Annotated in this window: 18 protein-coding genes; 10 read left to right on the top strand and 8 right to left on the bottom strand. The window is 74.2% G+C overall.

Annotated elements, in window-relative coordinates; genetic code table 11:
* Positions 1 to 43: 43 nt before the first annotated feature.
* Positions 44 to 784 (bottom strand): EAL domain-containing protein, encoded by a 741-nt coding sequence (locus CCE01nite_RS16245; protein ID WP_034628957.1) that lies wholly within the window; start codon positions 782 to 784, stop codon positions 44 to 46.
* Positions 785 to 994: 210 nt separating this feature from the next.
* Between CCE01nite_RS16245 and CCE01nite_RS21425 the strand changes: the two genes are divergently transcribed.
* Positions 995 to 1,135, top strand: a complete 141-nt coding sequence (locus tag CCE01nite_RS21425; protein ID WP_157464180.1) for a hypothetical protein — start codon at positions 995 to 997, stop codon at positions 1,133 to 1,135.
* 133 nt (positions 1,136 to 1,268) lie between these two features.
* Positions 1,269 to 2,597: a helix-turn-helix domain-containing protein gene (locus CCE01nite_RS16240; protein ID WP_034628955.1), complete on the top strand. Its 1,329-nt coding sequence runs from the start codon at positions 1,269 to 1,271 to the stop codon at positions 2,595 to 2,597.
* Positions 2,598 to 2,842: 245 nt separating this feature from the next.
* On the opposite strand, the gene rpsT is transcribed toward CCE01nite_RS16240, so the two are convergent.
* Both rpsT and CCE01nite_RS16230 read right to left on the bottom strand, forming a co-directional pair.
* Positions 2,843 to 3,103 carry a 30S ribosomal protein S20 gene (gene rpsT, locus CCE01nite_RS16235; RefSeq protein WP_034628951.1) on the bottom strand — a complete coding sequence of 87 codons (261 nt, stop codon included), beginning with the start codon at positions 3,101 to 3,103 and terminating at the stop codon, positions 2,843 to 2,845.
* A 141-nt stretch (positions 3,104 to 3,244) separates the two neighbouring features.
* The gene (locus CCE01nite_RS16230) at positions 3,245 to 3,943 is read right to left on the bottom strand and encodes a type II toxin-antitoxin system PemK/MazF family toxin (protein WP_141372674.1); all 699 of its coding nucleotides are present in this window, start codon (positions 3,941 to 3,943) and stop codon (positions 3,245 to 3,247) included.
* A gap of 71 nt (positions 3,944 to 4,014) precedes the next feature.
* Here CCE01nite_RS16230 and CCE01nite_RS16225 point away from each other — a divergent pair, with 71 nt between their 5' ends.
* From CCE01nite_RS16225 to CCE01nite_RS16215, 3 genes are read left to right on the top strand one after another with little or no spacing between them, the layout of a single operon-like run.
* Complete coding sequence (locus tag CCE01nite_RS16225) at positions 4,015 to 5,592, top strand: circularly permuted type 2 ATP-grasp protein (RefSeq protein ID WP_034628949.1); 1,578 nt, start codon at positions 4,015 to 4,017, stop codon at positions 5,590 to 5,592.
* Positions 5,586 to 6,515: an alpha-E domain-containing protein gene (locus CCE01nite_RS16220; protein ID WP_034628947.1), complete on the top strand. Its 930-nt coding sequence runs from the start codon at positions 5,586 to 5,588 to the stop codon at positions 6,513 to 6,515. Before CCE01nite_RS16225 ends, CCE01nite_RS16220 begins: the two co-directional genes overlap by 7 nt.
* On the top strand, positions 6,512 to 7,348 hold the full coding sequence (locus CCE01nite_RS16215; RefSeq protein WP_034628945.1) for a transglutaminase family protein: 837 nt from the start codon (positions 6,512 to 6,514) through the stop codon (positions 7,346 to 7,348). The genes CCE01nite_RS16220 and CCE01nite_RS16215 overlap by 4 nt, the downstream gene beginning before the upstream one ends.
* A 111-nt stretch (positions 7,349 to 7,459) precedes the next feature.
* Here the strand turns inward: CCE01nite_RS16215 and CCE01nite_RS16210 are convergent, their stop codons facing one another.
* Together CCE01nite_RS16210 and CCE01nite_RS16205 are read right to left on the bottom strand one after the other, a co-directional pair.
* Positions 7,460 to 9,574, bottom strand: a complete 2,115-nt coding sequence (locus CCE01nite_RS16210) for a putative bifunctional diguanylate cyclase/phosphodiesterase (protein WP_034628942.1) — start codon at positions 9,572 to 9,574, stop codon at positions 7,460 to 7,462.
* 306 nt (positions 9,575 to 9,880) lie between these two features.
* The gene (locus CCE01nite_RS16205; RefSeq protein WP_034628940.1) at positions 9,881 to 10,579 is read right to left on the bottom strand and encodes a maleylpyruvate isomerase family mycothiol-dependent enzyme; all 699 of its coding nucleotides are present in this window, start codon (positions 10,577 to 10,579) and stop codon (positions 9,881 to 9,883) included.
* A gap of 102 nt (positions 10,580 to 10,681) precedes the next feature.
* Between CCE01nite_RS16205 and lepA the strand changes: the two genes are divergently transcribed.
* Both lepA and hemW read left to right on the top strand, forming a co-directional pair.
* Positions 10,682 to 12,550: a translation elongation factor 4 gene (gene lepA / locus CCE01nite_RS16200; protein WP_034628938.1), complete on the top strand. Its 1,869-nt coding sequence runs from the start codon at positions 10,682 to 10,684 to the stop codon at positions 12,548 to 12,550.
* Entirely contained in the window at positions 12,547 to 13,785 is a 1,239-nt protein-coding gene (gene hemW, locus CCE01nite_RS16195) for a radical SAM family heme chaperone HemW (RefSeq protein WP_034628936.1), read from the top strand. The genes lepA and hemW overlap by 4 nt, the downstream gene beginning before the upstream one ends.
* A gap of 130 nt (positions 13,786 to 13,915) precedes the next feature.
* Here hemW and CCE01nite_RS22210 read toward each other — a convergent pair whose 3' ends face one another.
* The gene (locus CCE01nite_RS22210; RefSeq protein ID WP_034628933.1) at positions 13,916 to 14,410 is read right to left on the bottom strand and encodes a DUF4870 domain-containing protein; all 495 of its coding nucleotides are present in this window, start codon (positions 14,408 to 14,410) and stop codon (positions 13,916 to 13,918) included.
* Positions 14,407 to 14,781, bottom strand: a complete 375-nt coding sequence (locus tag CCE01nite_RS16185) for a DUF4870 domain-containing protein (RefSeq protein WP_034628931.1) — start codon at positions 14,779 to 14,781, stop codon at positions 14,407 to 14,409. Before CCE01nite_RS16185 ends, CCE01nite_RS22210 begins: the two co-directional genes overlap by 4 nt.
* A gap of 188 nt (positions 14,782 to 14,969) precedes the next feature.
* On the opposite strand from CCE01nite_RS16185, the gene CCE01nite_RS16180 reads away from it, so the two are divergent.
* On the top strand, positions 14,970 to 15,674 hold the full coding sequence (locus tag CCE01nite_RS16180) for a DUF2189 domain-containing protein (RefSeq protein ID WP_052104023.1): 705 nt from the start codon (positions 14,970 to 14,972) through the stop codon (positions 15,672 to 15,674).
* A gap of 157 nt (positions 15,675 to 15,831) precedes the next feature.
* Here the strand turns inward: CCE01nite_RS16180 and CCE01nite_RS16175 are convergent, their stop codons facing one another.
* A complete protein-coding gene (locus CCE01nite_RS16175; protein WP_034628929.1) occupies positions 15,832 to 16,698 on the bottom strand; it encodes a DUF3097 domain-containing protein in 867 nt (288 codons plus the stop codon).
* 200 nt (positions 16,699 to 16,898) lie between these two features.
* On the opposite strand from CCE01nite_RS16175, the gene CCE01nite_RS16170 reads away from it, so the two are divergent.
* Together CCE01nite_RS16170 and hrcA are read left to right on the top strand one after the other, a co-directional pair.
* Complete coding sequence (locus tag CCE01nite_RS16170; RefSeq protein WP_034628927.1) at positions 16,899 to 18,038, top strand: EAL domain-containing protein; 1,140 nt, start codon at positions 16,899 to 16,901, stop codon at positions 18,036 to 18,038.
* 236 nt (positions 18,039 to 18,274) lie between these two features.
* Positions 18,275 to 19,306 carry a heat-inducible transcriptional repressor HrcA gene (gene hrcA, locus CCE01nite_RS16165; protein ID WP_034628925.1) on the top strand — a complete coding sequence of 344 codons (1,032 nt, stop codon included), beginning with the start codon at positions 18,275 to 18,277 and terminating at the stop codon, positions 19,304 to 19,306.
* Positions 19,307 to 19,310: the final 4 nt, after the last annotated feature.

Here is a 19,310-nt window from a genome sequence, read left to right as displayed (position 1 = left end):
GCCCAGCCGAGCGACGAGGCCGCGAGGCGTCAGGCGGACCTGTTCAGCCGACGGGGCGTAGCAGCCGGGCGGCCGAGCGGTCGAGCGTGGCCGACGGCTCGAGCAGGTTGCCCTGGAACAGGTCGAAGCCGAGGTCGCGGCTCTGGTGCAGCATCCACGGGTGCTCGATGTACTCGGCGACGAGGAGCGCGCCGTAGGACCGCGCGAGCTCGACGACCGGGCGGCCCTCGACGTCGAGGTCACGGACGTCGATCTTGACGAAGTCGGTGTGGGGGAGGAGGCGGCGCTGTCCGGGGCGGCTCACGAAGCCGGGGATGGCGACGCGGAACCCACGCTCGCGCAGCCGGCGGACGCCCGCGATGACCTCGGCGTCGACCTCGACGTTGTCCGCGATCTCGATCACGAGGCGGTCGGGGCGGGCCGGCACAGGCAGGTCCCCGACGAGGTAGGCCCGCGGGAAGCGCACGAACATCCAGCGCCCGTGGGCGACCTGCTCGAGGTCGGCGCGCCCGAACGTCGCCCGCAGGACGTGTGCGGTCGCGCGCTCGTGCTGCAGCTCGGTCCAGGTCGCGTGGTGCGGTGCGGCCGCTCCGGCGGTCCCGGGGGGCCGGAACGAGAGCTGGTAGGCGAACGGTCGCAGCCGCGGCGAGAAGATCCCCTGCCGTCCCACGAGGACGCGCTCACGCGCCAGGTGCTGCGCCCAGTCGTGCCGGGCACTGTCGGAGATCGCGTCGTCCACCGCCGCGGCGAGCTGCGCCGCCAGTGCGTCCTTGTCTCCGGTCATGGCACCTATGACACCATAACCAGGGTCGACTTGACACTCCTCCGATCGGCTGAACTGCGACGACGCACGAGAATTCTCGACGCCCGATTCGGGCGGGTCACTCGATTGGGCGGACGTGTGCCAGAGGCCTGCGAAAGGGGCGACTCCACGTCCGGGATCGGTCATGATAGACGTGACACGAAGTCAACCCGTTATGACAGGAGCACTCCCATGGCTACTTCCCTCAAGACCGTCGCCGCCCTCGCGCTCGCTGCCGTTCTCTCCTTCTCCGCTGCGGCCTCGGCGCAGGCCGGCGACGTCTCGATCCAGTCGGGCGGCGCCACGGGCTGCTGCCGCATGAACATGAACTGAGCCACGCCGACTCGCCGGCTGGCCCAGCGACCGGCGTGGTGGCGGGCGCCCCATCGTCCGCTACCACGTGGTCGGAAATTCGCCCGCTGTCAGGGGCGGTATTTCCCAGCCGTCACAGGGACAGTGACGCACTATGACGACGATCGCTGACCGCGTCCGGCAGGCGCGGCTCGCTGCGGGGCTCTCCCAGACCGCCCTCGCGGGCGATTCCTTCTCGCCCAGCTACATCTCGCTGATCGAGGCCGGACGCCGCGAGCCCACGGATTCCGCGCTCAGCGTGCTCGCCGAGCGGCTCGGGTCGACCGTCGAGTACCTCAAGCACGGCGACGACGGTCCGAACGAGGCCCGCGCCCGGCTCGAGATCGACTACGCCAAGCTCGACCTCAGCGCCGGGGAGCCCGCCGGCGCCCGGGCGCGCATCGCGGCGATCGACCTGGCGAGCGTGACGAACGCCGTCCGCGTCGACGCCCTGATGACTCTGGCGCGTGCCCACGAGGCGCTCGGCGACCTCGAGGCCGCCGTCGCGATCCTCGAGCCGCTGCTCGACGACGCCCGCGCCCGCACGCACAACCTCGACTCGGCGGCCGTCGCCACCGGGCTCGTCGCGTCCTACCTCGAGGCCGGTGACATGCACCGCGCGGTCGAGGTCGGCGAGCGCGTGCTCGGCGAGCTCGAGGCCGCCGGGATGTCCGGTACCGACGAGCACCTGCGCCTCGCCTCGACGGTCCTGTGGGCCTACGTCGAGCGCGGCGACCTCCTCTACGCGACGCACCGCGCCGCGGAGCTGGTCCGGCAGGCCGAGGCCCTCGGCAGCCCGCGCGGACGGGGCAGCGTGTACTGGAACGCCGCCCTGGTCGCCGAGCAGCGCCGGGACTACCCGCTCGCACAGCGGTACACCGAGCGCGCGCTCGCGCTGCTGGGCGAGGGCGAGATGGGTCGCGACCTCCCGCGTCTGCGGCTCAACTACGCGTGGCTGCTCCTGCGGAGCGAGCCGGCCGAGCCGCACGAGGCGCTGCGCCAGCTCGACCGCGCGCTGCCCGACCTGCTCGCGATCGGCTCCGAGATCGAGCTGTCGCGCGTCGACGTGGAGCGCTCGCGCGCGCACCTCGTGCTGGGCGACGTCGAGATCGCCGAGACGAGCGCCCGCGAGGCGCTGCGCCGCCTCGGCGACCAGCCGCGCCTCGAGACCGCGGTCGCCCAGCTCGCGCTCGGCGATGCGCTGCACGCCCGGGAGGACGTCGCCGGTGCGGCGCGGGCGTACCGCTGGGCGGCGGACATGCTCGGCATGATGTCCGCGACCCGGCAGTCGGCAGCGGCGTGGCGCGAGCTCGGCGACCGCTTCCTCGGGCACGGCGACGTGGCCGGTGCCGCGCACGCGTTCGACCGCGCGCTGCGCGAGGCAGGTTTCCGACCCACGGTCCCGGCGACGCTGCGGGAGGCATGGACCGCCGCAGCGGGCTGAGACCGTCGGGTCGGAAGAGAACGAAGGCGTCGCCCCGCAGGGGGGGTGACGCCTTCGTCATGTCCGGGGGCAGGCGCCGCGGCCGAGGAGGGTCGCATCCGTCACCGCGCCGCGAGAGCCGAGGGCGGCGGCGCCGGCCGCCCGCACGGGTCTCGGCCGGGACCGGCGAGCGTGCCCCGGACGCGACGAAGGCGCCGGCCCTGACGGGCGGCGCCTTCGTCGTACGGTGCGCTGAGCGCGAGGGGTCAGAGCGAGCCGACGGCCTTCGCGAGAGCGGACTTCTTGTTCGCCGCCTGGTTCTGGTGGATGACACCCTTCGAGGCGGCCTTGTCGAGCTTCTTCGACGCGCTGACCAGCGCGACCGAGGCGGCCTCCTTGTCGCCACCGGCGACGGCCTCGCGGACGCGGCGCACGTGCGTCTTGAGCTCCGACTTGACGGCCTTGTTGCGCAGGCGCGCCTTCTCGTTGGTGCCGATGCGCTTGATCTGGGACTTGATGTTTGCCACGTGTGGACTTTCTGGTGTGTCGCCTGAGCGTCGGATAGGTCGTAGAGGGCCCGTCTGGTTCCGGGACTGGGGCGTGGGGACACCCGCGGAGAGGAACTGGACCAGTGCCCGCCGACCTGGGCGGACACGCGATTCACTATCTTACCAGCCGTGGTGGGCCACGAGCGAGCCCGTGACCCGGTCGAACAGCGCCCGATCCATCACGGCGCCCTCGCGGCGGACCTCGTCCGGGTCCACGCGGAGCACGCGGTCGAGGCGGACCTCGCTCGGCCGGCGCTGGGCGTCCCAGTCGCCCGCACCGATGTCGAGCCACGCGCGGCCCCAGCGCGCCTCGTCGGCCGCGTCGCGCGTGTGGTCCTTGCTCGTGAGCATGAGCCCGAGGAGGTGCTCGCCGTCGCGCCCGACGAGGAGGACGGGCCGGTCCTTGCCGCGCGCGGGGTCGTCCTCGTACGGGACCCACGTCCACACGATCTCGCCCGGGTCGGGTCGGCCGTCGAGGTCGGGGGAGTACTGCGGACGGACGACGCCGGTGTGGTCCCCGGCCGTGCGTGCACGGTCGCGGGCGGCGCTCCCCGACGGCGCAGCCTGGCCGCGAGCCGGCGTCCCGCTGCTGCGCGGTCCCGGGCGTCCGGTGGCCCGTGGGCTCGTGGGGCTGCCCTCCGCCGCGTCACGCGAGACGGTCGAGCGCGTCCGGCGCGTCGGGGTCCGTCTCGCCGGCGCGGACGCCCCGGCACCGCCCGGGCCCGAGCCGCTGCCGGTCTCCCCGCCGGTCCGCGCGCCGGAGGACGTCACGGCGCGCAGGACCGCGTCGAGCACCCGCACCCACGTCCGTCCGCGCACCCGGCAACCCTACGGCGTGGCGCGGACCGCCCGTAACGCGCCGGACGCATGGCGCCGTTAGGGTCCGGACCATGGCGGACGTGTTCGACGACTACCCGCCCGGGGCGGCCTGGGACGAGATGCTCGACGGTGTGGGCGGGGTGCGGCCCGCGTACGAGCACGTGCACTCCTCCCTCTCGCAGCTCTCCGCTGCCGAGCTGCGCGCCCGCGCCGACACGCTCGCGCGCTCCTACCTCGCGCAGGGCGTGACGTTCGACTTCGCGGGCGAGGAGCGGCCGTTCCCGCTCGACGTCGCGCCGCGCGTGCTGACCGGCGCCGAGTGGGACCACGTCGCCCCCGGGGTCTCCCAGCGGGTGCGGGCGCTCGAGGCGTTCCTCGCGGACGTGTACGGCCCGCAGAAGGCCGTGGCCGACGGCGTCGTGCCCCGCGGGCTCGTCGTCTCCTCGACGCACTTCCACCGGGCGGCGCGCGGGATCCAGCCGCCCAACGGGGTGCGCGTGCACGTGTCGGGGATCGACCTGGTGCGCGACGAGGTCGGCGGGTTCCGGGTGCTCGAGGACAACGTGCGCGTGCCGAGCGGCGTGAGCTACGTGCTGTCGAACCGGCGCGCGATGGCCCAGACCTTCCCCGAGCTGTTCGCCGCGCTGCGCATCCGCCCGGTGCAGGACTACCCGCGGCGCCTGCTGGCCGCGCTCACCGCCGCGGCGCCGCACGGCGTCGACGACCCGACCGTCGTCGTGCTGACCCCGGGCGTCTACAACAGCGCGTACTTCGAGCACTCGCTGCTCGCGCGGTCGATGGGCGTCGAGCTCGTCGAGGGGCGCGACCTGTTCTGCGCGGGCGGGCGCGTGTGGATGCGCACGACGCAGGGGCGCCGGCGCGTCGACGTCATCTACCGCCGCGTCGACGACGAGTACCTCGACCCGGTCGCGTTCCGGTCCGACTCGTTGCTCGGCAGCCCGGGGCTCATGACGTGCGCGCGGGCCGGCACCGTGACGATCGCCAACGCGGTCGGCAACGGCGTCGCCGACGACAAGCTCGTCTACACCTACGTCCCCGACCTCATCCGCTACTACCTCGGCGAGGAGCCCGTGCTGGCCAACGTGGACACCTGGCGCCTCGAGGACCCGGGCGCGCTCGAGGAGGTGCTCGACCGCCTCGACGAGCTCGTGGTGAAGCCTGTCGACGGCTCGGGCGGCAAGGGGCTCGTCGTCGGCCCGAGCGCGTCGCGCGCCGAGCTCGCGGCGCTGCGGGACCGGCTCGTGGCGGACCCGCGGGGGTGGATCGCGCAGCCGGTCGTCCAGCTCTCGACGGTCCCGACGCTCATCGAGGACCGCCTGCGCCCGCGGCACGTCGACCTGCGTCCGTTCGCGGTCAACGACGGCGACTCGGTGTGGGTCCTGCCGGGCGGCCTGACCCGCGTCGCGCTCCCGGAGGGGCAGCTCGTCGTCAACAGCTCGCAGGGTGGCGGCTCGAAGGACACGTGGGTCCTCGGCGGTGCCCTGCCGAGGCGCGCGCAGCCGGCGGGGGAGACGACGCCGCAGACGGTCCCGGCGTCGTCGGCGGTGCCGATCGACGCGAACCCGCACGACCTGCGCGCGCAGGTCATGCAGCAGCAGCAGGCGCAGGACGGGGTGGGCACGTGCTGAGCCGGATCGCGGAGTCGCTTTTCTGGATCGGCCGGTACATCGAGCGGGCCGACGACACCGCACGGCTGCTCGACGTGCACGTGCAGAGCCTGCTCGAGGACCCGTGGGCGGAGGAGGACCTCGCGTGCCGCTCGCTGCTCTCGGTCATGGACCGCCCCGCCCCGCCCGCGGGGGTCGTGGTCGGCCGGGAGAGCGTGCTCGACATCCTGGCCTACGACCGCCGCGCCCCGAGCGCGATCGCCGGGTCCCTCGTCGCGGCGCGCGAGAACGCCCGGCGCGCCCGCGAGATCATCTCGACGGACCTGTGGGAGTGCCTCAACACGACGTGGAACCAGCTCCCGTCGCACATGCGACCGGCGCGGCCGCACGACTACTTCACGTGGGTGCGGGAGCGCGCCGCGGTCGTCGCGGGGCTCATGGACTCGGTCACGTCGCGCGACGAGACCTGGCAGTTCATGGTGCTGGGCCGGTCGATCGAGCGCGTCGACATGACCGCGCGCCTGCTCACGACGCGCGCGCTCGTCGGTGCGACGGGGCCGAGCTGGCAGACGCTGCTGCGCTCGTGCGGCGCGCACGAGGCCTACCTGCGCACGTACCGGGGCATCGCGTCGGACGAGCGGGCCGCGGGCTTCCTGCTGCTCGACCGGCTCTTCCCGCGCTCGCTCGTGTTCGCGCTCGGGCAGGCGGAGTCGTGCCTCACGGCGCTGGAGCCGGTCACGAGCCGGTCGAGCGTCGACGACGCGCTGCGCCACCTCGGCCACGCGCGCGCGAGCCTCGAGTACCGCCCGCTCATGGAGGTGCTCGACGGGCTGCCCGAGGAGATGGAGCGCGTGCAGCGCGCGTGCTCGGCGGCGAGCGACGCGATCCGCGCGCGCTACTTCCCGTCGGGTCACGTGACGAACTGGGTGGGGGAGGCGCTGTGAGCCGGCTGCACGTGGTGCACACGACGTCGTTCCGGTACGCGAGCCCGGTCACGGCGTCGTACAACGAGGCGCGCATGACGCCGCTGTCGCAGCCGGGCCAGTCCGTGCTCGAGACGCGGCTCGAGGTCCAGCCGCACACGTGGATGTCGGAGCACCGGGACTACTGGGGCGCGCACGTGACGGTGTTCGAGGTGCTGACGCCGCACGAGTCGCTCGTGATCACCTCGGAGCACCGCGTCGAGATCGCCCCGCGGCGCGACGTGCGCTCGGAGACGACGTGGGACCACCTGCGCAGCCCCGAGCTGCGCGACCACCTCGCGGAGTTCCTCGCGGACACCCCGACGACGCAGGCGCCGCCCGAGGTCGCGGGGCTCGCCGCGCGGGCCGCCGAGGGCCTCGAGCCGTCGCAGGCCGCGGTCGCGGTGTGCGCCGCGCTGCGCGACGAGCTCGAGTACGTGCCGGGCGTCACGGCGGTGCACACCCCGGCGAGCGAGGCGTGGGCGGCGCGCACGGGCGTGTGCCAGGACATGGCGCACCTCGCGGCCGGTGCGCTGCGCAGCATCGGGATCCCGGCGCGGTACGTCTCGGGCTACCTGCACCCCGTCGCGGACGCGATCGGCGAAACCGTCGTGGGCGAGTCGCACGCGTGGGTCGAGTGGTGGTCCGGCGAGTGGCACCCGTACGACCCGACGAACCGCACGGTCGCGGGCGAGCGCCACGTGGTGCTCGCGCGCGGGCGCTCGTACGACGACGTCCCGCCGCTGCGGGGCATCTACGCGGGTGCCGGGACGATCGACCTCGACGTGCAGGTGCGGATCACGCAGGAGGCCTGACGCGTCGGACCGGACGCGGCCGGCCGGTGCGGTCGGCCGGGCGGAGGTGGACGGACGGCGCGCCGCCCGGCGGTGCCGGTGCCCGGGTGGCGGTCGGGACCGGCGGGACGGTCAGAACGACGTGTCGACGACCGGGAACAGCGCGCTCTCGGCGACCGCGTGCCCGAACAGCCAGCCCTGGCCGTGCGTCCACCCGTGGCCGAGCGCGAGCGCCCACTGCTTCTCGGTCTCGATGCCCTCGACGACGCCGTGGCTCGACAGCGAGTCGACGAGCGCGGCGATCGCGGTGCTGATCCGGTCGCACGCCGCGCCGTCGCCGAGCCGCACGGTGAACGAGCGGTCGAGCTTGAGCCCGCTCACCGGCGTCGAGAGCACCGACGTGAGCGCCGAGAAGCCGGTGCCGAAGTCGTCGAGCAGGAGCTCGACGCCGAGCGCGGCGAGCTGCTCGAGGTCCTCGCGCGTCTGCTCGGTCGCCTGCAGCACGCCGTTCTCGGTGATCTCGATGCCGAGGCGCGAGGCGGGCACGTCGTTCGCGCGCAGCACCTGCTCGACGAGCGGCGCGAGGCCCGCGTCCCGGTCGTCCGTCGCGGGCGTGCCGCGGCCCAGCTGGCGGGGCGAGACGTTGATGTAGACCTTGCCGGGCAGCTCGGGGTGCCGGGCGAGGAACTCCACGGCCTCGCGCAGCACCCAGCCGCCGATCCCGTTGATCAGGTCGGACTCCTCGGCGATCTGCACGAACTCCCCGGGCAGGAGCAGGCCCCGGCGGGGGTGCATCCAGCGCACGAGCGCCTCGTGCGCGACGGTCCGGCGGGTGTCGAGCTCGACGACCGGCTGGTAGTGCAGCAGGAACTGCCCCCGGTCGATCGCGGTCCGCAGCTCGGTCTCGACCGACAGCCGGCGCAGCGCGTCGCGGCGGTAGACGTCGTGGTAGACCTCCCAGCGCGAGCGCCCGGCGTCCTTCGCGACGTAGAGCGCGGTGTCCGCGTCGCGCAGGACCTCCTCGGCGACCCCCGTGCCGTCGTTGACGGTCAGCCCCGCGCTCAGGCGCGGCACGACCTCGTGCCCGTCGATGTGCAGCGGGAGCTCGACGGCGGTGAGCAGCTCGTCGAGCAGCTCGCCGGCGTGCTCCGCGGAGTCGACGCCCTCGAGCACGACGACGAACTCGTCGCCCCCGATGCGCGCGACGGTGTCGCCCGGGCGCACCGCGGCGGTCATCCGCTCCGCGACGGCGCGGAGCATCCGGTCGCCGGCGTCGTGGCCGAGGGAGTCGTTGAGCCGCTTGAAGTGGTCCAGGTCGGCGAACGCGACGGCGACGAGGTTGCCGGTGCGGGCGTGCTGGGTCAGCGCGTGCGCGAGGCGATCGAGCAGGAGGCTGCGGTTCGCGAGCCCGGTGAGGTGGTCGTAGAGCGCGCGCCGCTCGAGCTGCTCCTGCGCGAGCCGCATCTCGGTGACGTCCTCGATCTGGTTGACGAAGTGCACCGGCGAGCCGTCGCCGTCGCGCACGACCGAGACCGTGAGCCGGGCCCACATCGTGTCGCCGCCGGGCGTGAGGTAGCGCTTGTCGACCTGGAAGGAGTCGAGGCTCCCGTCGAGCAGGCGGGCGCCGTGCGCGAGGTCGCTCGGGAGGTCGTCGGGATGCGTGATGTCCTCGAACGACGCGCCGACGAGCTCCTCGCGCGTGCGCTGCAGGCTCTCGGTGAGCGCGCGGTTGACCTCGACGTAGCGGCCGTCGAGCGACACGATCGCCATGCCGATCGGGGCGTCCTCGAACGTCAGCCGGAAGGTCTCCTCGCTGTGCCGGAGCCGCTGCTGCGCGTTCTGCGCGCCCGTGACGTCCGTGAGCGTGACCATGCACCACACCTCGTCCGCGACGGGGACGAACGGGATCGCGGTCGCGCGCAGCCACAGCGGGTTCGGCGAGCCGCGCCGGACCTTGACCGTGGCCGAGGCGGGCTGGTTCGTGCGGCGGACGACGGCGACGGGCAGGTCCTCCGAGGGGAGGAGCGATCCCTCGGCGTCGGCGGCGTCGTAGTCGAGCGCGGCGAGGTCGAGACCGAGGAGGCTGTCCCGGTCGAGCGTGAGGATCGTCCCCGCGGCCTCGTTGACGTCGACGACGACCCCGCGGGCGTCGCAGATGAGGACGCCCTCCTGGAGCGCGTCGACCATGGCGTCGGGCAGGCGTACGCCACCGAGCGACACGGGTCGCGGCGGGTTCGTGCCGAGCATGCTGCCTCCAGGCGGGGTCGACTCCCCATCGGCAGCCGGACGCGTCGCGTGAGCGGATGCGCGCGTGTGGTGCTCCCCGGGCTCGTCGTCCGGTGCTGGCGCCGTGTTCGGCACGTCGTGCTCCCCTTCCCCCCGTGCGCCGCGGCGACCTGGTCGCGCGCGGCACACCCTGCATCATGACGCACGCGTGCGGGCTGTCTCGACGGACATCCGTCCTGGACGGCGCGGGGAAAGGCTCACCGGGCGGCGCAGGGACGGCTCGCGGGACGGCGCAGGGACGGCTCGGGCGACGGCCCGGCCGGCAGGTCAGGGGACGAGGGCCTGCGCGAGCGCCCGGTCCAGTGCCGCGGCGTCCCCGGCGACCGCGAGGTGCGGCCCGCCGGGCGTGCGCCGGCCCCACAGCAGGAGCGCGAGCGAGGCGGCCGAGCCGGCGACGGCGGCGTGCGGTGCGTCGCGACCGGTTCCGAGGCGCCACGTGCGGCCCGCGTCGAGCGCGGTGAGGTCGAGCGCGACGTCGAGCGCGGGCATGCGGCCCAGGCGGACCTGGCGCGGCTGCATCACGTGGACCACCTCGTCGACGGTGTCGGCCCACACCTCGGGCGCGGCGTCCACGGGGAGCCCGGCCGCGGTCCGCAGGTCCCACAGGTGCACGAGCGTCTCGTGCAGCTGCCGCCGGCGCCAGAACGACGCCCGCCCCGCACCCTCCAGCGTCTCGCAGGGGGCGTCCGGCCCGAGGTCCCTGAGCGTCGCGGCGAGCTCCTGCGCGCACCGGGAGTAGTGCTCCGCGAGCGGGGCCCTGCCGCGCTCGAGCGGCACCTCGTCCTCCCCGCGGGCCATCGCGGCGGCCCAGCGGTGGATCTCGGCGAGGTGGTCGACGAGGTCCGCGACGGTCCACGCGCCGCACGCCGGCACCGGCGCGTCGGCGGGGACGAGGTCGATCGCGGCGAGGAAGTCGCGCTGCGCGAGCCCGAGCAGGGCGAGATGGTCGAGGTCGGCGTCCGTCATGGGACCATGGTGGCGGGCCTGCGCCGCATCACGGGCCCGAACCGAGACCCCCGTCGAAGCCGGAGCGAACCCGAGTTGTCCCCGATCCCAGCCGCCGCGGGCATGCAGCGCATCCAGCCGGCAGCGACGCCGCCCGAGCTCCTGCGCAACTTCTGCATCATCGCGCACATCGACCACGGGAAGTCGACGCTCGCGGACCGCATGCTCCAGGCCACCGGCGTCGTCGACGCCCGGGCGATGCGCGCGCAGTACCTCGACCGCATGGACATCGAGCGCGAGCGCGGCATCACGATCAAGTCGCAGGCCGTGCGCATGCCGTGGGGCGTCGCCGACGCGTCCGGCGTGGTGCAGCCCTTCGCGCTCAACATGATCGACACCCCCGGGCACGTCGACTTCACGTACGAGGTCTCGCGCTCGCTGGCGGCGTGCGAGGGCGCCGTGCTGCTGGTCGACGCCGCGCAGGGCATCGAGGCGCAGACGCTCGCGAACCTGTACCTCGCGATGGAGAACGACCTGCAGGTCATCCCGGTGCTCAACAAGATCGACCTGCCGGCCGCGCAGCCCGAGAAGTACGCCGAGGAGCTCGCGAAGCTCATCGGCGGCGACCCCGAGGACTGCCTGCGCGTCTCGGGCAAGACGGGTCAGGGGGTCGAGGCGCTGCTCGACCGGATCGTTGAGCTCATCCCCGCGCCGACCGGCGACGCGGACGCCCCGGCGCGCGCGATGATCTTCGACTCCGTCTACGACACCTACCGCGGTGTCGTGACGTACGTCCGTGTCGTCGACGGCAACCTCAACCCGCGCGAGAAGATCGCGATGATGTCGACGCGCGCGACCCACGAGCTGCTCGAGATCGGCGTCATCTCGCCCGAGCCCGTCGTGACCAAGGGCCTCGGGGTCGGCGAGGTCGGCTACCTCATCACGGGCGTCAAGGACGTGCGTCAGTCCCGCGTCGGCGACACGGTGACGAACGCGAGCAAGCCCGCGTCGCAGGACCTCGGCGGCTACCGCGACCCCAAGCCCATGGTGTTCTCGGGCCTGTACCCGCTCGACGGGACCGACTACCCGGTGCTGCGCGACGCGCTCGACCGCCTCAAGCTCAACGACGCCGCGCTGGTCTACGAGCCCGAGACGTCGGTGGCGCTCGGCTTCGGGTTCCGCGTCGGGTTCCTCGGCCTCCTGCACCTCGAGATCGTGCGCGAGCGGCTCGAGCGCGAGTTCGACCTCGACCTCATCTCGACCGCGCCGAACGTCGTCTACGACGTGACCCTCGAGGACCGCAGCGTCGTCACCGTCACGAACCCGAGCGAGTACCCGGGCGGGCGGATCATGGAGGTCCGGGAGCCGGTCGTGCGCGCGACGATCCTCGTCCCGAGCGAGTTCATCGGGTCCGTCATGGAGCTGTGCCAGACGCGGCGCGGCGACCTGCTCGGGATGGACTACCTGTCCGAGGAGCGCGTCGAGATGCGCTACACGCTCCCGCTCGCCGAGATCGTGTTCGACTTCTTCGACGCGCTCAAGTCCAAGACCCGCGGGTACGCGAGCCTCGACTACGAGCCCAACGGCGAGCAGGCCGCCGACCTGGTGAAGGTCGACATCCTCCTGCAGGGCGAGCAGGTCGACGCGTTCAGCGCGATCGTGCACAAGGAGAAGGCCTACGCGTACGGCGTGATGATGGTCGGCAAGCTCAAGGACCTCATCCCGCGCCAGCAGTTCGAGGTGCCGATCCAGGCCGCGATCGGCGCCCGGGTGATCGCGCGCGAGACGATCCGCGCGATCCGCAAGGACGTCCTCGCGAAGTGCTACGGCGGCGACATCACCCGCAAGCGCAAGCTCCTCGAGAAGCAGAAGGAGGGCAAGAAGCGCATGAAGACGATCGGCCGGGTCGACGTGCCGCAGGAGGCCTTCATCGCGGCGCTGTCCTCGGAGGCCGCGGGCAGCAGCGTGAACAAGGACGCGAAGAAGAAGTGAGCCCGGCGCTGCCGGACGGCGACGCCGCACCGGAGGACGGCGCGCTGCCCGCCTCGGTCCGCGACGGCGCTCACGACCGGGCGCTCGGGGTGTACCTGCACGTGCCGTTCTGCACGGTGCGCTGCGGGTACTGCGACTTCAACACGTACACCGCGACCGAGCTCGGCGGCGGCGCGAGCCAGGCGTCCTACGCGTCGACCGCGCTGAGCGAGATCGCGCTGGGCGCCCGGGTGCTGCGCGACGCCGGCCTGCCCCCGCGGGCCGTCTCCACCGTGTTCGTGGGCGGGGGGACGCCGACGGTGCTGCCCGCGCGGGACCTCGCGGCGATGCTCGACGGCATCCGCGACGCGTGGGGCCTGACCCCGGACGCGGAGGTCACCACGGAGGCGAACCCCGACTCGGTGACGCCGGAGTCCCTGGCGGCGCTCGCGGCCGCGGGCTTCACGCGCGTGTCCTTCGGCATGCAGTCCGCGGTGCCGCACGTGCTCGCGACGCTCGAGCGGACGCACGACCCCCGGCGCATCCCCGACGTCGTGCGCTGGGCCCAGGACGCGGGGCTGCGCGTGTCGCTCGACCTCATCTACGGCACGCCGGGGGAGTCGGTGGGCGACTGGCGCGCGAGCCTCGACGCGGTGCTGGCCGCGGGCGTCGACCACGTGTCGGCGTACGCGCTGGTGGTCGAGACGGGCACGCGGATGGCCGTGCAGGTCCGCCGGGGCGAGCTCGCGCTGCCGACCGAGGACGACCTCGCCGCCAAGTACGAGCTCGCCGACGAGCTCCTGACCGCCGCGGGCCTCGGCTGGTACGAGGTCAGCAACTGGGCGCGCACCGACGCGGACCGCTGCCGGCACAACCTCGCGTACTGGCGCGGGGACGACTGGTGGGGCGTCGGGCCCGGCGCGCACAGCCACGTCGGCGGGGTGCGGTGGTGGAACGTCAAGCACCCGCGCGCGTACGCCGACCGCCTCGCGCGCGGGCTGAGCCCGGCGGCCGGGCGGGAGACCGTCGCGGACGACGCGGCCCAGCTCGAGCGCGTGATGCTCGGGGTGCGGCTCGCGGAGGGCCTGGGACTCGGTGCGCTGAGCGACGCGGCGCGCGGCCGGGTCGCGGGGCTCGTCGCGGACGGACTCGTCGACGGGCGGGCCGCGCTCGGGGCCGACGGCGAGCGGCGCGTGCTGCTCACGCAGCGCGGGCGGCTGCTCGCGGACGCCGTGGTGCGCACGCTCACGGACTGAGCGGCGGCCCGACAGGCCCAGGTGTCACCGCGCCACGGGCACGGCGACGGGTACGCGGCACGGCGTCCGGACGCGACGACGCCCCGCGCACCTCTCGGTGCGCGGGGCGTCGTGACGTGGCGGGCTCAGCTCACTTGATGAGGCGCAGCGCCACCGGGTAGCGGTAGTACTGGTTCGAGCTCGCGGCGACCGCGGCGAGGATCCCGAAGATCAGCTGCGCGAGCGCGGCGACGAAGATCAGCACGAAGCCGATGACGATGAAGCTCGTGATGAAGCCGACGACGTAGGCGATGACCAGCGTGATGTGCCAGTTCAGCGCCTCCTTCGACTGGTCCTCGACGAACTGCCCGCGGCCCTTGAAGACGAGCCAGATCACGAGCGGCGCGACGAAGTACGTGATGATGCCGCCGACGTGCGCGAAGATCGCCCACATCCGCTGGTCCGAGTCGTTGAGCGGCGCGCCGACGCCCGGGGCGCCGTAGCCGGCGGGCGGGTAGCCGCCCTGGGGTGCGCCGTAGCCCTGTGCGGGCGGGGGCGGGACGGCGCCGGGCTGGCCGTAGCCGGCGGCGGGCGGCGGCGGCACCGCGCCGGTGGGCTGCTGCGGGTGCTCGGGGTTCGTGGTCACTTGATCAGCTCCAGCGAGAAGGGATAGCGGTAGGCCTGGCCGCGCTGCACGGCGAGGTAGCCCTGGATCGAGAAGATGATCGAGACGACCCAGAGGGCGAACTGAGCGAGCTGGGTGAGCACCCACAGCGGGTCCAGGATGGCGCCGAGGATGGCGACCGCGACCCAGGCGAGCAGCAGCGTGATCTGGAAGTTGACGGCCTTCTTGCCCTCCTGGTCCACGAACGCGCTGCGCGCCCGGAACACCAGCCAGATGACGAGGCCCGGGACGATCCACAGGATCCCGCCGAGGTGGGCCAGTCCGGCCCACTGACGGGTCTCCGCGTCGGTGAGGGGGGCGGCGGTGTGCCCGGCGGGCGGGTGGTCACTCATGTCGAGCCTTTCGCGTCAGGGGGTTTCGGCGCGGCGGACGCGCCGATGCGCCGCACACTAGTCGTCCGAGGTGCGGTGCAGGGACAAACCCGGGAAAATCCGCCCGCCCGGCCCCGCTGCGGGCCCACCGGTGGGTGCGGCGGCCGTCGTGCGGCCAGGATGGTGCCGCACCCGACCGGAGGAGAACGATGAGCGAGCCCACGCCGGACAGGGGCGTCGAGGACGCCTACGGATACGCCGCCCGCACGGTCCGCGACCACGCCGGTCCGTTCCTGCTCGCCGCGCTCGTCGCGACCGCGGTCGCGGCGGTGCTCCAGCTGCTCGTGACGCTCGCGGTGGGCCGGGGCGTCGCGCGGTTCGTCGACGCGGTCGCGGGCGAGGACGCCTCAGCGCTCCGGGTGCTCGGCGTCACCGGGTTCGCGGGGCTCGTGCTGCTGCTCGCGGTGACGGGCGTGCTGCTCGCCGGGCTCGTGCAGGCCGTGCTCACGCGCGGCGCGCTCGCGGTCACCGACGGCCGGGCACCGACCGGGCGCACGTTCACGGGCGGCGGGCGGACCGGGACCGTCGTGCTCGCGGCGCTGCTGGTCGCGGCGCTCGCCGGCGTCGGCACGCTGCTGTGCTACCTGCCGGCGCTCGCCGTCGCGCTGTACGCGCAGTTCACGCTGCTGTTCGTGCTGGACAAGGGGCTCGGCCCGGTCGCGGCACTGCGGTCGAGCGCGATGCTCGTGCAGCGCAACCTCGGAGCGTGCGCGGGGCTCGCGGTCGTGGCGCTGCTCGCGTGCCTCGTCGGCGTGCTGGTGTGCGGCGTCGGCATCGTGCTCGCCGCGCCGGTCGTCGTGCTCGCGCAGACGCACCTGTACCGGACGCTGCTCGGCGAGCCGGTCGCGGCCTGACGGCCTGCCCCGCGGAACGCTGTGGGTGGGCCGAGCGGAACGCGGTCGGGCGGACCGGGCGGAGGGGCGGCGCCCCTGGCGGGCCTAGGGCGGCGGCGGACGGCCGGGGGCGGAGGTCCGGCGCGACGGGCCGCACCGACGTCCGGCGCGAGGGTGCTCAGCCGGTCGTGACGAAGTCGATGAGCTCCTCGACCCGGCCGAGCAGCGACGGCTCGAGGTCCGCGTAGGAGCGCACGGAGCGCAGGATCCGCTGCCACGCGCGCGCGACGTCGGCCTGCTCGTCCGCGGGCCAGCCGAGCTCGCGCAGGATGCCGTGCTTCCACTCGGTGCCGCGCTCGATCGTCGGCCACGCGGTGAGCCCGATCCGCTCGGGGCGCACCGCCTGCCACACGTCGACGTACGGGTGGCCGAGCACGAGCACGGTCCCGGCGGGGACGGTGCGCATCGCGGCGTCGGCGATCCGGCGCTCCTTCGACCCGGGCACGAGGTGGTCGACGAGCACGCCGACGCGGCGCTCGCGGGTCGGGCCGAAGTCGGCGAGCGCGTCCGCGAGGTTGTCGACGCCGTCGAGGAGCTCGACGACGACGCCCTCGACGCGCAGGTCGTCGCCCCAGACCTTCTCGACGAGCTCGGCGTCGTGCTTGCCCTCGACCCAGATGCGGCTCCCGCGGGCGACGCGGGCGCGGGCGTGCGAGACCGCGACCGAGCCGGACGCCGTTCGCGTCGGTGCGGCGGGCGCCGTCGGACCCGCGGGCGCGCGCAGCTCGACGGGCTCGCCGTCGACCCAGAAGCCGGGGCCGAGCGGGAAGGCGCGGGTCTTGCCGCGCCGGTCCTCGAGCACCACGACGTGCTGCCCGCCGGACTTCTCGACGCGCACGACCGCGCCGACCCAGCCGGTCATGACCTCCTCGACGACGAGGCCCGGCTCGGCGGCCTGCGGGCGGGAGGTGCGGGGGGCGCGGTGGTGCGCGGACGCCGGCCGGGTGCTCCCGAGGACGTCGTTGCCGTAACGGTCGTGGGTCACCCGGGCAGCGTAGACGCGGGCCCACGGACGGGCTCGGCGCCGCGCGTCGGCGGCGCGTCCGGGTGACCCCCGGGCGGCCGCGTCGGGCGGGTGAGGTGCCCGTGCGTGACCAGCGAGAACACGTCGGGCTCGGGGCCTCATGTCGCGGACCTGGACAACCGATGGACAAGGCGGCTGTGACTTACGGGCGAGGGGGATGCATGACGGCGGTCGTGACGCGCGCGACGGACGAGCTCGACGACCCGGTGTGGGACGACGCGCTCGACCGTGTGCTCGCAGGGGAGGGCGTGCGGCTCGTCGCGCAGCCCATCATCGACGTGACGCACGCACGGGTCGGCGGGTACGAGCTGCTCTCGCGCTTCGACGGGCCGCCCTCAGCGAGCCCCGACGTGTGGTTCGCGGCAGCGCGGCGCCGGGGCGTCGACGCGCTGCTGACCGCGATCGTGCTGCGGTCCATGCACGCGCTGCGCGCGCGGGGCGTCGTCGACGGGTTCTGCTCGATCAACGTCGAGCCGCACCTCATGGCGGAGCCGGTCGTGCGCGGTGCGCTGTTCGAGCGCGGCCGGCTCGACGGCGTCGTGGTCGAGCTCACCGAGCACGTCGCGGCGCACGACGACGACGCGCTCGGGGACGTCCTCGCCGAGGTGCGGGCGCTCGGGGGGCTCGTCGCGATCGACGACGCGGGGACCGGGCACTCGGGGCTCACGCAGCTGCTGCGCGTGCGGCCCGACATCGTCAAGCTCGACCGCGCGCTCATCACGGGCGTGCACGCCGACCCGGTGCAGCGCGCCACGGTCCGCATGCTCGGCGACCTCGCGGGCGAGATGGACGCCTGGCTCGTCGCCGAGGGCGTCGAGACGCGCGAGGAGCTCGCGGCCCTGATCCACCTCGGCGTGCCGCTCGTCCAGGGCTACGCGCTCGGCCGGCCCGCGTCGGGCTGGACGGGGATGGACGACGACATGACCGCGTTCGTGCGCGAGACGGCGGCGAGCACCGACCGCGGCGAGCACGTCGTCGGCCTCGTCCGCGTCGCGCAGGTGCTGCCCGCGACGATGGCCCGCCACGCGACGGGCGCGGCACCCGGCGCGGTGGTGCTCGACGCCCGCAACCGGCCGGCGAGCGTCGTGGTGCGCGACCCGGCGGGCGGCACGCACCTCGCGCCCGCGCTCGTGGTCACGCCGTCCGCGGCGCCCCTCGAGGTCCTGCGGCGTGCGACCGCGCGGGCCGTCATCTGGCGGGGCGCCCCGGTCGTGTGCGTCGAGGCGAGCGGCATCGTGCTCGGGACGGTCGACGTCGGCGACCTCGTCGAGCACCTGGTCCAGCGGGTGCCCGCCGCCTGACGCGGCCGCCGACGCGGGAGCGGTGCCACACCGGTGCCACACCGGGGCGGCGCCCTCGCGGGGTGGTGCTCGTCACGTGCCGCGGCCCCACCGCGAGGCCGCGCCGTCCGCCAGGTAGAATTGGCACTCTCGATGCCCGAGTGCTACGCCTCCTCCGGTCCGGCCCGCCCCGCGGGCCCCCTCCAGGTCGCCGACCCGCTCCGGGCACGCCACAGGTCCGACGGCCAGGAGGTGCGATGAGCGAGGACCGCAAGCTCGACGTGCTGCGCGCGATCGTCGAGGACTACGTGCAGACCAAGGAGCCGGTCGGCTCCCGGGCGCTCGTCGAGCGGCACTCGCTCGGCGTCTCGCCCGCGACGATCCGCAACGACATGGCCGCCCTCGAGGAGGGCGGCTACATCGCCCAGCCGCACACGTCCGCGGGCCGCGTCCCGACCGACAAGGGCTACCGGCTGTTCGTCGACCGGCTCTCGACCGTCAAGCCGCTCTCGGCACCCGAGAAGCGCGCGATCCAGTCGTTCCTCGAGGACGCCGTGGACCTCGACGACGTCGTCGACCGCTCCGTGCGGCTGCTCGCGCAGCTCACGCAGCAGGTCGCGGTCGTGCAGTACCCGTCGCTGCGGCGCTCGGCGCTGCGCCACCTCGAGCTCGTGCCTGTGGGTGACCGCCGCCTGCTCGTCGTCATCATCACGGACAACGGCCGCGTCGAGCAGCGCACGCTCGAGCTCGGGGCGGACGTCGAGGAGGGCGTCGTCGCGCAGCTGCGGACCCGGCTCAACGTCGCGGCCGTCGGCCGCCGGCTGCCCGAGCTCGACGGGGTGCTCGCCGAGCTCCCCGACGCGTTCGCCCCGCACGACGTGCCGCTCGTGCGCTCGGTCGTCGCGGTCGTCGAGGAGACGCTCGCGCAGGAGATCGAGGAGCGCATCGTGCTCGCCGGGACGGCGAACCTCGCGCGCGGCAGCGGCTCGGACTTCACGCACACGATCGGGCCGGTGCTCGAGGCGCTCGAGGAGCAGGTCGTGCTCCTGCGGCTGCTCAGCGAGATGGCCGAGGACTCGGGCGGCGTCGCGGTGCGCATCGGGCGCGAGACGCAGCACGAGGGCCTGCTCGAGACGAGCTTCGTGACCAGCGGGTACAGCGGTGCGCGCGACGACGGCGCGTCCGTGGCCCGGATCGGCTCGATCGGGCCGCTGCGCATGGACTACCCGGCGACGATGGCCTCGGTCCGGGCCGTCGCGCGGTACCTGTCCCGGATCCTCGCCGGATGACGTC

Source organism: Cellulomonas cellasea, assembly GCF_006538745.1.
Taxonomy (GTDB): domain Bacteria; phylum Actinomycetota; class Actinomycetes; order Actinomycetales; family Cellulomonadaceae; genus Cellulomonas_A; species Cellulomonas_A cellasea.
Note: the sequence above shows the minus strand (reverse complement) of the source record. Positions and strands in the feature narration are given on the sequence as shown.